Raw genomic sequence first — 13,789 nt, forward strand, 5'->3', positions numbered from 1 at the left:
TGGCCCGGCACCGCTTTCACGCGGTGTCGGGCTAATCTGTCTCAGTGGCAGATGCACCGCAGGACCCGGCCGTGACGTCGGACGCGAATGACGGAGACGGCGCCGAAAAGCGCTCACGTCGGGGCAAGGCGAAGAAGCCCCGCTCGTTCTGGCGCGAGATACCGATCCTCATCCTCGTCGCGTTGGTGCTGAGTTTCCTGTTGCAGACGTTCATCGCGCGGGTGTACCTCATTCCGTCCGAGTCGATGGAACCCACGCTGCACGGCTGCCCCGGCTGCACGGGTGACCGCATCGTCGTCGAGAAGATCAGCTACCGCTTCGGCGACCCGAAGCCCGGGGACGTCATCGTCTTCCGCGGCCCGGATTCGTGGTCGGAGCGGTACGAGTCGACGCGTTCGTCGAACCCCGTGAAACGTGGCGCGCAGGAACTCGGATCCATGGTCGGACTCGTCCCGCCGGACGAGAATGATCTCGTGAAGCGTGTCATCGCCACCGGTGGGCAGAGGGTGGAGTGCTGCGACGACCAGGGCCGTGTCCTGGTCGACGGCAAACCGCTCGACGAGCCGTACATCACCATGGACTTCCCGTTCATCCCGGGCGTGCAGACGTGCGATACCGCGGTGAAGTCGGCCCGCTGCTTCGGTCCCGTCACCGTCCCCGAGGGCAACCTGTGGATGATGGGTGACAACCGCAGTAACTCGGCGGACTCGCGCTACCACGTCTCCGACGAACGCCAAGGCACGATCCCGATCGACAACGTGATCGGCAAGGCGACATTCATCGTGCTGCCGCCGTCACGCTGGGGCAAGATCTCGTCCCCCGACATTCAGCAGCAGTGAGTACCTGGCCACCGAGAACCGTCATTCGCAGAGCATCCGGCTTGCGGACCATGGAGTCTGCACTGGTGCGATGCGGTCTGGGGCCCGTGGCCGGCGTCGACGAGGCCGGACGCGGCGCCTGCGCGGGACCGCTGGTCGTCGCGGCGTGTGTGCTCGGACCCAAGCCGCACGCGGCCCTGGCCGGGCTGGACGATTCGAAGAAGCTCACCGAGAAGGTCCGTGAGGAGCTGTTCCCGGTGATCAAGCGGCTCGCGGTGGCGTGGAGTGTCGTCGAGATCCCCGCCGCCGAGATCGACCGGATCGGGGTCCACGTCGCGAACATCGAGGGGATGCGCCGGGCGGTCGCCGGACTGTCGGTGCCGCCCGGCTACGTCCTCACCGACGGATTCCGGGTGCCGGGTCTGCCGGCGCCGTCGTTGCCGGTGATCGGGGGCGACGCCGCGGCCGCGTGCATCGCGGCGGCGAGCGTTCTCGCGAAGGTCACCCGTGATCGGACGATGGTCGCGATGGACGAGGAACTGCCCGGGTACGGTTTTGCCGGGCACAAGGGTTACAGCACAGCGGTGCACACGGCCGCGCTCCACGAACTGGGGCCGAGCCGTGAGCACCGGATGTCGTACGCGAATGTAGCCGCGGCGAGCCGCGAGTTCGAATCGGCGGGGAGCCACGGATTCGGGTCCGCGGGGTAGGTGCGGGATGATGAGTTTTCACAACAACGCAGGAGGACGTCGAGGCCGATGAGTGCCGAGGATCTCGAGAAATACGAAACCGAGATGGAACTGTCGCTGTACCGCGAGTACCGGGACATCGTCGGTCAGTTCTCGTACGTCGTGGAGACCGAGCGCCGGTTCTATCTCGCGAACTCCGTGGAGTTGCTGCCGCACAGCGCGGACGGCGAGATCTACTTCGAGGTGCGGATGTCCGACGCCTGGGTGTGGGACATGTACCGGCCTGCTCGCTTCGTGAAGTACGTGCGGGTCATCACGTTCAAGGACGTGAACATCGAGGAGCTGGAGAAGTCCGACCTGCGACTGCCGGACAACGGTCTGGGCTGATCGTTCGAGTTTCCGAGAGCCGCGCATCTTCCGGGGTGCGCGGCTCTCGTGTGTTCGAAGGGTGGTTGTCCACAGCTCCCGACCCATCCACAGGGCAATCTGTTCTCCCTGTTCGGGGTTCCGCCGCGCCGAGGGGTGACGGGCACAGTCTTCGTCACCGGCGGGAGGTTCCGGCCGGGTGAGGGGGAAGCCCGGATGGGACGCAATATCGCGTTGGGCGCGATGGGGGAGGAAATCGCGGCCCGCGTGCTGACGGACGCGGGCCTGCAGATCCTGGACCGGAACTGGCGGTGCCGCCACGGAGAACTGGACGTGGTGGCCGCGGACGGCGACACCGTGGTGTTCGTGGAGGTGAAGACTCGGTCGGGGCTGGGATTCGGGAGTCCGGCGGAGGCGGTGACCTATGCCAAGCAGAGGCGGATCCGGATGTTGGCCCAGCGCTGGCTGTCCGCGTCCGAGAAGCACTGGCCGAATGTGCGATTCGATGTGGTGTCGGTGCTCGTGGCTCGGCATCGGGAGCCCGAGGTCACGCACCTGGTGGCGGTGTTCTGATGGCGCTCGGGCGTGCTCACTCGGTGGCGGTGAGCGGGGTCGACGGGCAGATCGTGGAGATCGAGGCGGACATCGGCCGCGGACTGCCCGGGGTGCATCTGGTGGGGTTGCCGGACACTGCGCTGCAGGAGTCTCGGGATCGGGTGCGGGCGGCGGTCACCAACTCCGGCGAGAAGTGGCCCGAATCGCGGGTGACGCTGGCACTGTCGCCGGCGACGCTTCCGAAGGTGGGCAGCGTCTACGACCTCGCCTTGGCGTGCGCCGTGCTCGACGCCGCCCGGCAGGTTCCGCGGACGCGCCTCGCGAAGACGGTGCTGTTGGGCGAGTTGGCGCTCGACGGCCGGCTGCGCACGGTCCGCGGCGTGCTGCCCGCAGTGTTGGCGGCGAAGAACGCGGGATGGTCGACGGTGGTGGTCCCGGTCCAGGCGCTGGCGGAGGCCGGGTTGGTCGACGGAATCGAGGTTCTGGGCGCCGACCGTCTCACCGCGGTCACGCTGTGGCTGCAGGGCAAGGGGACGTTGTCCGCACCCGCGCCGTTCGACACCGGGGCGTCGTCGTCGCGCGCCGACCTCAGCGAGGTCGTGGGACAGGCGGAGGCGCGGTGGGCGATCGAGGTGGCGGCCGCCGGTGCCCACCACCTGATGCTCACCGGTCCACCCGGCATCGGGAAGACGATGCTCGCGCAGCGGCTACCGGGTGTGCTGCCGGCGCTGACCGAGCCGGAGGCGCTGGAGGTCACGGCGATTCACTCCGTGGCCGGGCTGCTCACGTCGGAGCGCCCGCTCATCACCGAGCCGCCGTTCATCGCGCCGCACCACACGTCTTCGATGAGCGCGCTGGTGGGCGGTGGCAGCGGGATGGCGCGACCGGGGGCGGTCAGCCGCGCGCACCGAGGAATCCTGTTCCTGGACGAGTGCGCCGAGATGGGAACCAAGGCGCTCGAGGCCCTGCGGACGCCGTTGGAGGACGGGGAGGTTCGCATCGCCAGGCGGGACGGGGTCGCGCGCTACCCGGCGCGGTTCCAGTTGGTGCTCGCCGCGAACCCGTGTCCGTGCGCACCGGCGCGTGAGGTGGACTGCGTGTGCGCGCCCACGGTCCGGCGCCGCTACCTGGGTCGGCTCTCCGGACCGTTGCTGGACCGGGTCGACCTGCGCATCCGGATGAAGGCCGTGGCGACCGGGGCGTTGATGGACGAGGTGGGTGAGACCACCGAGCAGGTGCGCGGTCGGGTGGCCGCCGCCCGGGCCGCGGCCGGCGAACGGTGGCGGTCCTACGAATGGCGGACCAACGCGGAGGTGCCGGGCCCGGCTCTGCGGCAACGGTTCCGGCTGCCGCGAGAGGCGCTCGTACCGCTCGAGAAGGCGCTGCGCCTGGGCGCCGTCACCGCACGCGGCGCGGACCGTGCGCTGCGGGTGGCGTGGACCCTCGGCGACCTCGCTGGCCTGGACTCACCGGGCCGCGACCAGGTCTCGACGGCGCTCGAGTTCCGGGACCGGGGTGTGGCATGAGTGGGCACGATCCGCGGTTGTCGGCGTGGGCGTATCTGTCGAAGGTGGTGCAGGGGTCGTGTCCACCGCTCGCGGAGTTGGTCTCGGCGGTCGGCCCAGTCGACGCGGCGCGGGCGGTGCGCGAGCGGGATCTGTCGAGCTTCCTGGATCGGCGGACGTCGGCGCGGGCGCACATCGACACGGCGGCCCGGGATCTGGATCTGCTCGCGGCCATGGGCGGTCGTCTGGTGACGCCCGACGACGACGAGTGGCCGCGGTGGCGACTGCTGGCGTTCGACGCACTCGGTGACGGCCGCGACGACGGCGGCCCGCTGGCGCTGTGGGTGCTGGGGGATCGACCGCTCGACGAGCTGGTGGCCCGGTCGGTGGCGGTCGTCGGTACGCGGGCGGCGAGCTCCTACGGCGAGCACGTCACCGCCGAGATCGTCGGCGATCTCGCGGCCGACGGGTGGACGGTGGTGTCGGGGGCGGCGTTCGGGATCGACGCCGCCGCGCATCGGGCGGCGCTGGGCTCGGGTGGTCTCACGGTCGCGGTCCTCGCGTGCGGGGTGGATCGGGCCTATCCCGCCGGGCACGGGCGGTTGCTGCAGCAGATCGCGCGTGACGGCGCGGTGATCAGCGAGTATCCGCCCGGCACGACCCCGGCCCGGTATCGATTCCTGGCCCGGAACCGGTTGGTGGCGGGCCTGTCCGACGGCGTCGTGGTGGTCGAGGCGGGCTGGCGCAGCGGGGCGCGGAACACCGCCACGTGGGGCCGGCGGCTGGGCCGTCCCGTGCTGGCGGTGCCGGGACCGGTGACGTCCGCGGCGTCGACCGGGTGTCACCGGATGATCCGGGAGGGAGAGGCCCGCCTGGTCGCGAGCGCGAAGGACATCGTGGAGGAGGCCGGGCCGATTGGTGTCGATGGTGGCGAGGCTGCCGGCGGCGGGGCGGTGCGCGCTCTCGACGCGCTCACCGGCGATGCGGCCGCGGTGTACGAGGCGCTGCCGGGCAGCGGTACCCGGGGCACCCGCGAGCTGTCGGAGGAGTCGGGGCTACCGGTGGCGCGGGTGCGGGCCCTGCTGCCGGTGCTGGAACTCGACGGATTCGTCGGGTCGGACGAGACGGGCTGGTTCCGGTGGTGACGGGAAGGCGCCGGCCACCGAGTGTGCCGACCGCCGGATCACGCCTCGCGCATCATCACGTCCTTGATCCGGCGGAGGCGATCGGGATCGGCCTCGCTGCCGGTCCGGCCGACCAGTGTGGTCAAGGTGGTGATGACGGGTTCGCCGGTGTCGTCCGACACGATGTTCTTCGTCACGATGATGTCGCTGCCGGCCGTCTGCCGAAACGACTCGAGTGAGACGTCGACCGTCAACCGGTCGCCTGCGCGCATCGGGCGGTGGATCACCAGTTTCTGGTCCGTCTGGAGAATCTGGCTCAGGTCGAATCCGGTGATGATCTGTTCGAGCAGGTACTTCTGGGCAATGGCCCCGATGACCGAGACGAAGGTGAGCGGCGCGATCAGTGCCGAATGGCCGAGCGCGCGTGCGGCTTCCTCGTCGTAGTGCGCGGGATGGGTGTTCTGGACGGCGGTCGCGTACTCGCGAACCTTCTCCCGGCCCACCTCGTAGTAGTCGGGCATGCGGTAGCTGTAGCCCACCAGACGCTCGGCGCGTGAGGCGCGGTTGTCGGTGGGTTCGGCTGATCGGGTCACAGATCGAGTGTGACGGAAGAACGGTTCCGGCGTCCGATATCGGACGTGGATGGACACAAGCGGCCTCGGATCGTTTCCATACGGAAACGATCCGAGGTCACTGGGTAGCAAGGTGCACCGCATGCGGTCCGGTGATCGCCTACAGTCGCGTCATGGCTACCGTCTGGACCGTCCCCGAAGACATCACCCGAGTGCTGCTGGCCGCACCGGGAATCCGCGATTTCCTCACGGACGACGAGGGGCGGGGCGTGGCGAGCGACCCCAAGGTGCGGCTCGCCGAGTTCACCGCGGTCGTCAACTCGCTGCAGGACAACGCCGGGCGCACCTTCACGTCGGTGCGCGACGCGTCCGGGGTGCTGTTCGACGGGCCCGCCGGCGGCGTCGTGGTCTCCGATGCGCTCCGGCTCGCCGTCATGCGGGTGATCACCGCCGAGCCCCGCGAGCGTAAGCCGTCGCCCAACCCGCTTCCGGCCCGCGTGGTCGAGAACCTGGGCGTGTACGTCTACGCGCTGCGGGACCCCCGTGACCGCTCGATCTTCTACGTCGGCGCGGGACGCGGCAATCAGGTCTACGCGCATGCATGGGATGCGTTGGGGGAGGCGGGCACGCTCGACTCCGAGAATGTCGGGGACGCGGATCGCGACGAGACCCGCACCGCCTGGACTCGCCGGATCCGCGACATCTATGCGGCCGGGCATTCGGTGGATCACCTCATTCTGCGACACCGGTTGGAGGCGGCCCACGACACCGTCGGCGCGGCACGGGAGGCGGCGCATCTGGTGACCGACGCACTGCGTCAGCTCGAGCACCGGCCGCAGCATCCGGTGTTGACGAACCTCGCCGGTGAACCGATGGACCTCGAGAAGCGGGCCATGTCCGTCGAGGAATTGGCCGTGCAGTACGCGGCTCTGCCCGCGCCGGAACTGCCGGTGCCGGGTGCTCTGGTGCGAGTTCCCGCCGCGGCCGGCGCGGGGTTGTCCGCGGACGATCTGTACGCGGCGGCCCGGGGGCCGTGGCGCGCCGGGTCGGCCGCCCGCAACATCGCCGATCTTCCGGTGATCGTGTTCGCGGACAACATCGTTCGGGCTGTCTACCGCGCCACCTCCTGGGAAGGTGTGGGTCCGACCACCGATCAGCTGTGGCGGTTCACCGGTTCTGTCGACGCCGAGCTCGAGGCGAAGTTCGTCGGAACCCGGGTCACTCCGGATCGCGCGGGACTCAAGGCATGGCCGACCCACGGCTGGGTGCAGCGACTCACGCTGGCCCGCCCGCACGGCCGCTGACGGCGCGCGACCACTGTCCGCGCGGTCTGTATGGTAGTTAGGTAAAGCTAACCAATTGCTGTTTGGATCGTCAGGAGCGTGTCGCAGTGGCCAGGAAGACATCGACGTTGACAGTGGTGCGCACCGAGCGAATCGCGCCGCACATGGTTCGCGTCGTTCTGGGGGATCCGGGTTTCGAGTCCTTCGAATCTTCCGAGTTCACCGACTCGTACGTGAAGATCGAGTTCGGTCCCGCGGACGACCCGGTCCTGCGGACGTACACGGTCCGATCCGTCGACCCGGTCGCGCGCGAGCTGGCGATCGACTTCGTCGTTCATGGCGACGAGGGTGTCGCGGGGCCCTGGGCCGCGTCCGCGGCGCCGGGGGAGACGCTGACCGTCCGCGGTCCCGGCGGTGCCTATGCGCCCCGGCCGGATGCCGACTGGCATCTCATCGCAGGTGACGAATCGGCGCTGCCGGCCATCTCGACGGCCGTCGCTGCCCTCGCGCCCGACGCGGTGGCCAGGGTCTTCATCGAGGTCGCCGACGAGCGCGACGAGGTCGCGCTGGCAGCCGGTGACGACGTGGAGATCACGTGGATCCACCGCGGCGTCACGTCCGACATCGCGGGGGACGATGTGGCGGGCGAGAACTCGCTACTGGTGACGGCGGTCCGCGAGATGGCCTGGCTGCCCGGCGACGTGCACGTGTTCATCCATGGGGAGGCGCAGGCCGTCATGCACGGCCTGCGCCCCTACATCCGGAAGGAACGCGGCGTCCCGGCCGCCTCGGCATCGATCTCCGGGTACTGGCGTCGCGGGCGCACGGAAGAGGGGTTCCGCGTGTGGAAGTCCGAACTGGCGGCTGCCGAGTCGGTCTGAGGTCGCGGTCACCCCGCCTCGTCGACGACCTGGCGGGGTGACGTGGACTGGGTCCGATCGTGCTCCGGAGTATCCGTCGGGTTCGGGTCGGCGGCGCGGGTCAGGACCGTGAGCGCGGTCATCGCGATCACGCCCGACGCGAGGATCGCGATCGCCATCGGCACGGCGGAATCGCCGCCGCCGATTCCCACGAGCGGGGACATGAGCGCCGCCAGCCCGAACTGCCCGGCGCCCATCAGCGCCGAACCGGTTCCGGCCGCCTCGGGGACCCGTCCCTGCGCCAAGGCTGTCGCGTTGCCCATGATGAAGCCGATGCTCGAGACGACGCCGAACATCAAGGGCAGCACGAGCCACATGTGGCTGCCGCCGATCGTGGTCGCGAGGGTCAGCAGAAGTCCGGAGGCCACCAAAAGGCTGACGCCGAAGGCGAGGAGTTGTCGGGGGTCGAACCGGCCGATCAGCTTGGTGTTGACGATGCTGCCGACCATGATGCCCAGCGAGTTGACCGCGAACACGATGGAGAACTGCCCGGGCGTCAGGCCGAGAACGTCCTGCACCACGAACGGCGACGCCGAGATGTACGAGAACAGGGCGCCGAATCCGAACGCGAACGTCAGGGCATAGCCGACGTACACGCGGTTGGTGGCGACGTACCGGATGTTGTGCGCCAACGCGGCCAGTCCGCCGCCGTGCCGGCGCTCGACGGGCAGCGTCTCCGGGACGACGGTGAGCACACCGACCAGCATCAGGACGGAAGCGGCCGTGAGGACCCAGAAGATGCCGCGCCAGCCGATCGGCCCCAGCAGCGCGCCGCCCATGAGTGGCGCGACGACGGGCGCCACCCCGCCGATGATCATCATGAGACTGAACAGGCGCGCCGCCGAGTCGCCCCGGGCTCGGTCGGCAATCACGGCGCGGGCCAACACGATTCCTGCGCCGCCACTGAGACCCTGGAGCAGTCGGGCGGCGATCAGAACGCCGATGTTGGGCGCGATCGCGCACAGCAGACCGCTGATCGCGCACACGACGGTCGCGCCGATCAACAACTTGCGACGGCCGAGACCGTCGGACAGCGGCCCGATCAGCAACTGGCCGATGCCGAGCCCGGCCATGAAGGTGGTCAGCGTCAACTGAACGTTCGTTGGGGACGTGCCGAGGCTGTCGGCCATCGACGGCAGGCCGGGCAGGTACATGTCCGTCGACAGGGGAGCAGTTGCCGAGATCAGAGCTAGAACGCAAAGCAGCGGAATAGGAATAGCGCGATTCACGCGAGAACCCTACCGGCGCGGCCGCTTGCGAATTCGCGAGGACGCCGCGACCGTTGTCGGTATGGACGTCGACCCGAACCCGCAGCTGTCGCCCGGGCTGCGCACGCATCTCGACGACTACGCGGAGTATCTGAGGCTCGAGCGGGGGCGTTCGGAGCACACCGTGCGCGCCTATCTCGCCGACGTCCGGAGCCTGCTCGAGTACGGGACCCGCGACCGGCCCGACGCGACACTGGCCGATCTCGATCTGCGGGTCCTGCGCGGCTGGCTCGGAGGGCAGGCCGCCGCCGGTGTCGCCCGCACCACCCTCGCCCGACGGACGTCGTCGGCGAAGGGGTTCACCGGGTGGGCGCAGCGGACCGGCCGGATGGAGGTCGACCCCGGGGTCCGGCTCGTCGCGCCGAAAGCGCACCGCACGCTCCCGCCGGTCCTGCGCCAGGAACAGGCGGCCGAGGCGATGGCCGCCGCGCAGTCCGGTGCCGATCAGGAGGACCCGATCGCGCTGCGGGACCGGCTGATCGTGGAACTGCTCTACTCGACAGGAATCCGCGTCGGCGAACTGTGCGGGCTCGACGTCGCCGACATCGACAGCAGTCGGCGCGTGCTGCGGGTGCTCGGCAAGGGCGACAAGGAACGCGTGGTTCCGTACGGCCTGCCCGCGGAGGATGCAATCGACGCGTGGCTGCGTGCGGGCCGACCCGAACTCGCGAACGCGCGATCCGGCGACGCCCTGCTGCTCGGGCGCCGCGGCGGACGTCTCGATCAGCGTCAGGCTCGCAGCGTCGTGCACGACGTGGTCCAGGCCGTGCCGGGCGCGCCCGACCTCGCGCCGCACGGGCTCAGGCACTCGGCGGCGACGCACCTGCTCGAGGGCGGAGCCGACCTGCGTGTGGTCCAGGAACTGCTGGGGCATTCGAGTCTGGCGACCACCCAGCTCTACACGCACGTCTCGGTGGCCCGACTGCGCGCCGTCCACGACCAGGCTCATCCCCGCGCCTGACCGGCGACGGTCGGCAACAGCCGGATCGGCACCGCCCGGACCAGCGGCAGCGGGTCGAGGTACTCCCGGTCCCGCCTCAGCCCCCAGTGCAGGCACGCCGTCGCCGCGCACTCGGGATGCCCGGGTGCGACGGTGCCGAGGACGGTGCCGCGTTCCACCCGTCGGCCGGCGGTGACCGACGCGTCCACCGGCTCGTACGTGGTCCGCAGACCGCCCGGGTGATCGACCGAGACGACGGGCTTCCCGGCGACCGAACCGGCGAAGACCACCGTGCCGGGGCCGGCGGCGAGCACCGGTTGGCCCGGCGCCGCCGCCAGGTCGACGCCGCGGTGCCCGGGCAGCCAGTTCCGGTCGGGCTTGTCGAACGCCCGCGTCACCCTCGGTCGGGGGTGCAGCGGCCAATCGAACGCCGCGCGTGCCGTGTCGGCGGTGGGGGCCGGCTCGGCGGGAGGCGGCGCCGGTCGCGGTGCGGCGGCGACCGTGGGGGAGACGACCGACGGGGAGACGCAGAAACAGAACAGTGCTGCCGTGATCACGATGCAGCAGGCGGCGCGGGGAAACCTCATGGAGCGACTCTGGCGCGCAATCCGTCACGTGCGGCACCCATCCCTCGATCTGTGGATGGACGAATTCGTCATCCACAGATTTGCCGGCCGGACTCGCCACCTGCGGCTTCCTGATCCGTGAGTCTCGGGTTAGGAACGGTGGCGGCGAGGCCGTACACTTGTCGAGCGGTCTGTGCACGCACAGTCCGACTTCGCGCGCCCGCGCATTATCCGGTCTTCGGCTGGTCCTGCATTCGTGCAGGTCCGACGATCGGGCGGGCGCCAGGGCAGAGGTCACCCGACCACTGCAGCAACCGGCAATGAAAGAAGAGGTACACAGCCATGGCTGTTGTGACCATGAGGCAGCTGCTCGACAGCGGCGCACACTTCGGGCACCAGACCCGCCGTTGGAACCCGAAGATGAAGCGGTTCATCTTCACCGACCGCAACGGCATCTACATCATCGACCTGCAGCAGACGCTGACGTACATCGACAAGGCGTACGAGTTCGTCAAGGAGACTGTCGCCCACGGCGGCACCGTCCTGTTCGTCGGTACCAAGAAGCAGGCTCAGGAGTCCATCGCGGGCGAGGCAACTCGCGTCGGGATGCCCTACGTCAACCAGCGTTGGCTCGGCGGCATGCTCACCAACTTCTCGACGGTCCACAAGCGCCTGCAGCGCCTGAAGGAGCTCGAGTCGATGGAGCAGACCGGCGGTTTCGAGGGTCGCACCAAGAAGGAAATCCTCATGCTCACGCGTGAGATGACCAAGCTCGACCGCACCCTCGGCGGCATCCGGGACATGGCCAAGGTTCCGTCGGCCATCTGGGTCGTCGACACCAACAAGGAGCACATCGCCGTCGGCGAGGCGCGCAAGCTGAACATCCCGGTCATCGCGATCCTGGATACCAACTGCGACCCCGACGTCGTCGACTACCCGATCCCGGGCAACGACGATGCGATCCGCAGCGCCGCCCTGCTGACCAAGGTCGTCGCTTCGGCGGTGGCCGAGGGCGTGCAGGCCCGTGCCGGTCTGAGCGCCGACAAGGACGCCAAGCCGGAGGCCGGCGCCGGCGAGCCCCTCGCCGAGTGGGAGCAGGAGCTCCTCTCGCAGGCTGCTCCGGCCGCCGACGTGATCACGGAGGGTGGCCCCGAGTCCCCGCGTGAGGCTGTCGCCGAGGCCGATTCCAAGCTCGCCGAGGCTCCCGCGGACGTCGCGGACGCCGAGAAGCAGGCCTAGTTGATTCGGCCCCGACCGTAATCCCGGTCGGGGCCGTTTCACTCAGCTGCTTTTGCCTGGCACCGCTGAGTCAGGCATCCGAAACTCATCCGAGGAGGATTGCCCCCGATGGCGAATTACACCGCCGCTGACGTCAAGCGGCTCCGCGAGCTCACCGGCTCCGGAATGATGGACTGCAAGAACGCGCTCGCTGAGACGGACGGCGACTTCGACAAGGCTGTCGAGCTGCTCCGCATCAAGGGTGCCAAGGACGTGGGCAAGCGCGCCGAGCGCACCACGGCCGAGGGCCTGGTCGCGGCCAAGGACGGCGTCATGATCGAGATCAACGCCGAGACCGACTTCGTCGCCAAGAACGCCGAGTTCCAGGAGCTGGCCGACAAGGTCGTCGCCGTGGCTGCCGCCGGCAAGCCGGCCGACCTGGAGGCCCTCAAGGCCCTCGCGGTCGACGGCAAGACCGTCGACGCCCTGGTCCAGGAGCTCTCCGCCAAGATCGGCGAGAAGCTCGAGCTGCGTCGTGTCGTCTCCTTCGACGGCCCGGTCGCGACCTACCTGCACAAGCGCGCCTCCGATCTGCCCCCGGGCGTCGGCGTGCTCGTCGAGTACACCGGTGAGGGCGATGCTGCCGCTGAGGCCGCTCGCGCCGCCGCGATGCAGGTCGCTGCGCTCAAGGCCAAGTACGTCACTCGCGACGAGGTCCCCGCGGACATCGTCGAGGCCGAGCGTCGTATCGCCGAGCAGACGGCCAAGGAGGAGGGCAAGCCCGAGGCTGCGCTCCCCAAGATCGTCGAGGGTCGCGTCAACGGCTACTACAAGGACGTCGTCCTGACCGAGCAGTCCTCGGTCACCGACTCCAAGAAGACCGTCAAGGCCATCCTGGACGAGGCCGGCGTCACGATCACCCGCTTCGCGCGGTTCGAGGTCGGCGCCAGCTAGTCGCACTTCCACACATCGGCCCCGCCGGCCGGGTGGGTGCAGTCGTCGATCCGGTTCATCCGGATCGTCGGTCCGCCCATTCGGTCCGTGCGGGGCCGACGTGTGCGGTGGGTGGGGTCAGCGCTGGTGATCCCGGGCCGATGAGGCAGGATGGTAGAGCCTGTTCCGGAGGATCTGCCGGACGGGTCCTCGACGTCTGGCCCGGCCCGTTCGTGGCCCGCTCGCCGAAGAACCGCAATACTTCTAGAACCGCACAACCTGCAGAACCGAGGGAGAGTTATGACCGCACCGGCCGACGAACGTCCAGGATTCCGACGTGTGCTCCTCAAGCTCGGCGGTGAAATGTTCGGTGGCGGCAAGGTCGGGCTCGATCCGGACGTCGTGACGACGGTCGCCGAGCAGATCGCCGAGGTGGTGCGCTCGGGTGTTCAGGTCGCGGTGGTCATCGGTGGCGGCAACTTCTTCCGTGGCGCCGAGTTGCAGCAGCGAGGTCTCGACCGCGCGCGCTCGGACTACATGGGCATGCTCGGTACCGTGATGAACTGCCTTGCGCTGCAGGACTTCCTGGAGAAGCAGGGCATCGATACCCGCGTGCAGACCGCCATCACGATGGGGCAGGTCGCCGAGCCGTATCTTCCGCTGCGGGCCCGCCGCCACCTGGAGAAGGGGCGCGTGGTGATCTTCGGTGCAGGCATGGGCATGCCGTACTTCTCGACCGACACGACGGCAGCGCAGCGCGCCCTCGAGATCGGCGCCGAGGTGGTGCTCATGGCGAAGGCCGTCGACGGCGTGTACTCCGCCGATCCGCGCCTCGACCCGGACGCGACGATGTACTCCGAGGTCACCCACCGCGAGGTGATCGAGAAGGGTCTCAAGGTCGCCGATGCGACCGCTTTCAGCCTCTGCATGGACAACCAGATGCCGATGATGGTCTTCAACCTGTTGACGCGGGGAAATATCGCGCGCGCGGTGTCCGGTGAGAAGATCGGAACGTTGGTCAAGTCATGATGT

General features: G+C 69.3%; 15 protein-coding genes. 12 read left to right on the top strand and 3 right to left on the bottom strand.

Going from position 1 to position 13,789, the window contains the following annotated elements:
• The first annotated feature begins 71 nt into the window (after positions 1–71).
• From lepB to dprA, 6 genes are all read left to right on the top strand, one after another.
• The gene (gene lepB / locus HUN07_RS10450; protein ID WP_174914615.1) at positions 72–839 is read left to right on the top strand and encodes a signal peptidase I; all 768 of its coding nucleotides are present in this window, start codon (positions 72–74) and stop codon (positions 837–839) included.
• Positions 836–1,528 carry a ribonuclease HII gene (locus HUN07_RS10455; protein WP_174909562.1) on the top strand — a complete coding sequence of 231 codons (693 nt, stop codon included), beginning with the start codon at positions 836–838 and terminating at the stop codon, positions 1,526–1,528. The genes lepB and HUN07_RS10455 overlap by 4 nt, the downstream gene beginning before the upstream one ends.
• A 48-nt stretch (positions 1,529–1,576) precedes the next feature.
• The gene (locus HUN07_RS10460) at positions 1,577–1,894 is read left to right on the top strand and encodes a DUF2469 domain-containing protein (protein WP_005513927.1); all 318 of its coding nucleotides are present in this window, start codon (positions 1,577–1,579) and stop codon (positions 1,892–1,894) included.
• A 195-nt stretch (positions 1,895–2,089) separates the two neighbouring features.
• On the top strand, positions 2,090–2,446 hold the full coding sequence (locus HUN07_RS10465) for a YraN family protein (RefSeq protein ID WP_114719538.1): 357 nt from the start codon (positions 2,090–2,092) through the stop codon (positions 2,444–2,446).
• Positions 2,446–3,954 (top strand): YifB family Mg chelatase-like AAA ATPase, encoded by a 1,509-nt coding sequence (locus HUN07_RS10470; RefSeq protein ID WP_174909564.1) that lies wholly within the window; start codon positions 2,446–2,448, stop codon positions 3,952–3,954. The genes HUN07_RS10465 and HUN07_RS10470 overlap by 1 nt, the downstream gene beginning before the upstream one ends.
• Positions 3,951–5,078 (top strand): DNA-processing protein DprA, encoded by a 1,128-nt coding sequence (dprA, locus tag HUN07_RS10475; protein ID WP_174909566.1) that lies wholly within the window; start codon positions 3,951–3,953, stop codon positions 5,076–5,078. The genes HUN07_RS10470 and dprA overlap by 4 nt, the downstream gene beginning before the upstream one ends.
• A gap of 38 nt (positions 5,079–5,116) precedes the next feature.
• On the opposite strand, the gene hadA is transcribed toward dprA, so the two are convergent.
• Positions 5,117–5,650 (bottom strand): (3R)-hydroxyacyl-ACP dehydratase subunit HadA, encoded by a 534-nt coding sequence (gene hadA / locus HUN07_RS10480; RefSeq protein WP_114719544.1) that lies wholly within the window; start codon positions 5,648–5,650, stop codon positions 5,117–5,119.
• 152 nt (positions 5,651–5,802) lie between these two features.
• Here hadA and HUN07_RS10485 point away from each other — a divergent pair, with 152 nt between their 5' ends.
• Positions 5,803–6,933 (top strand): GIY-YIG nuclease family protein, encoded by a 1,131-nt coding sequence (locus tag HUN07_RS10485; RefSeq protein WP_114719546.1) that lies wholly within the window; start codon positions 5,803–5,805, stop codon positions 6,931–6,933.
• A gap of 86 nt (positions 6,934–7,019) precedes the next feature.
• Positions 7,020–7,793, top strand: a complete 774-nt coding sequence (locus tag HUN07_RS10490; protein ID WP_174909570.1) for a siderophore-interacting protein — start codon at positions 7,020–7,022, stop codon at positions 7,791–7,793.
• An 8-nt stretch (positions 7,794–7,801) separates the two neighbouring features.
• Here HUN07_RS10490 and HUN07_RS10495 read toward each other — a convergent pair whose 3' ends face one another.
• Complete coding sequence (locus HUN07_RS10495) at positions 7,802–9,037, bottom strand: multidrug effflux MFS transporter (protein ID WP_174914616.1); 1,236 nt, start codon at positions 9,035–9,037, stop codon at positions 7,802–7,804.
• A gap of 85 nt (positions 9,038–9,122) precedes the next feature.
• On the opposite strand from HUN07_RS10495, the gene HUN07_RS10500 reads away from it, so the two are divergent.
• Positions 9,123–10,061 carry a tyrosine recombinase XerC gene (locus HUN07_RS10500; RefSeq protein ID WP_174909572.1) on the top strand — a complete coding sequence of 313 codons (939 nt, stop codon included), beginning with the start codon at positions 9,123–9,125 and terminating at the stop codon, positions 10,059–10,061.
• Here the strand turns inward: HUN07_RS10500 and HUN07_RS10505 are convergent.
• Positions 10,046–10,627, bottom strand: a complete 582-nt coding sequence (locus tag HUN07_RS10505; RefSeq protein ID WP_174909574.1) for a M23 family metallopeptidase — start codon at positions 10,625–10,627, stop codon at positions 10,046–10,048. The genes HUN07_RS10500 and HUN07_RS10505 overlap by 16 nt on opposite strands.
• A gap of 321 nt (positions 10,628–10,948) precedes the next feature.
• On the opposite strand from HUN07_RS10505, the gene rpsB reads away from it, so the two are divergent.
• The 3 genes from rpsB (at position 10,949) to pyrH (ending at position 13,786) form a co-directional block, all read left to right on the top strand.
• Complete coding sequence (gene rpsB, locus HUN07_RS10510; protein ID WP_114719554.1) at positions 10,949–11,845, top strand: 30S ribosomal protein S2; 897 nt, start codon at positions 10,949–10,951, stop codon at positions 11,843–11,845.
• Positions 11,846–11,953: 108 nt separating this feature from the next.
• On the top strand, positions 11,954–12,778 hold the full coding sequence (tsf, locus tag HUN07_RS10515) for a translation elongation factor Ts (RefSeq protein WP_114719556.1): 825 nt from the start codon (positions 11,954–11,956) through the stop codon (positions 12,776–12,778).
• A gap of 279 nt (positions 12,779–13,057) precedes the next feature.
• Positions 13,058–13,786, top strand: coding sequence for a UMP kinase (pyrH, locus tag HUN07_RS10520; protein ID WP_114719558.1), 729 nt, complete (start codon positions 13,058–13,060; stop codon positions 13,784–13,786).
• The last annotated feature ends 3 nt before the right edge of the window (positions 13,787–13,789 follow it).

It is taken from the genome of Rhodococcus sp. W8901, assembly GCF_013348805.1.
Lineage (GTDB): Bacteria > Actinomycetota > Actinomycetes > Mycobacteriales > Mycobacteriaceae > Prescottella.

Bases quoted from the DNA above. Each gene is read 5' to 3' on its own strand.
- HUN07_RS10460 (WP_005513927.1), top strand. From the start codon at position 1,577: ATGAGTGCCGAGGATCTCGAGAAATACGAAACCGAGATGGAACTGTCG.
- HUN07_RS10465 (WP_114719538.1), top strand. From the start codon at position 2,090: ATGGGACGCAATATCGCGTTGGGCGCGATGGGGGAGGAAATCGCGGCC.
- HUN07_RS10470 (WP_174909564.1), top strand. From the start codon at position 2,446: ATGGCGCTCGGGCGTGCTCACTCGGTGGCGGTGAGCGGGGTCGACGGG.
- dprA (WP_174909566.1), top strand. From the start codon at position 3,951: ATGAGTGGGCACGATCCGCGGTTGTCGGCGTGGGCGTATCTGTCGAAG.
- HUN07_RS10485 (WP_114719546.1), top strand. From the start codon at position 5,803: ATGGCTACCGTCTGGACCGTCCCCGAAGACATCACCCGAGTGCTGCTG.
- HUN07_RS10500 (WP_174909572.1), top strand. From the start codon at position 9,123: ATGGACGTCGACCCGAACCCGCAGCTGTCGCCCGGGCTGCGCACGCAT.
- HUN07_RS10505 (WP_174909574.1), bottom strand. From the start codon at position 10,627: ATGAGGTTTCCCCGCGCCGCCTGCTGCATCGTGATCACGGCAGCACTG.
- rpsB (WP_114719554.1), top strand. From the start codon at position 10,949: ATGGCTGTTGTGACCATGAGGCAGCTGCTCGACAGCGGCGCACACTTC.
- tsf (WP_114719556.1), top strand. From the start codon at position 11,954: ATGGCGAATTACACCGCCGCTGACGTCAAGCGGCTCCGCGAGCTCACC.
- pyrH (WP_114719558.1), top strand. From the start codon at position 13,058: ATGACCGCACCGGCCGACGAACGTCCAGGATTCCGACGTGTGCTCCTC.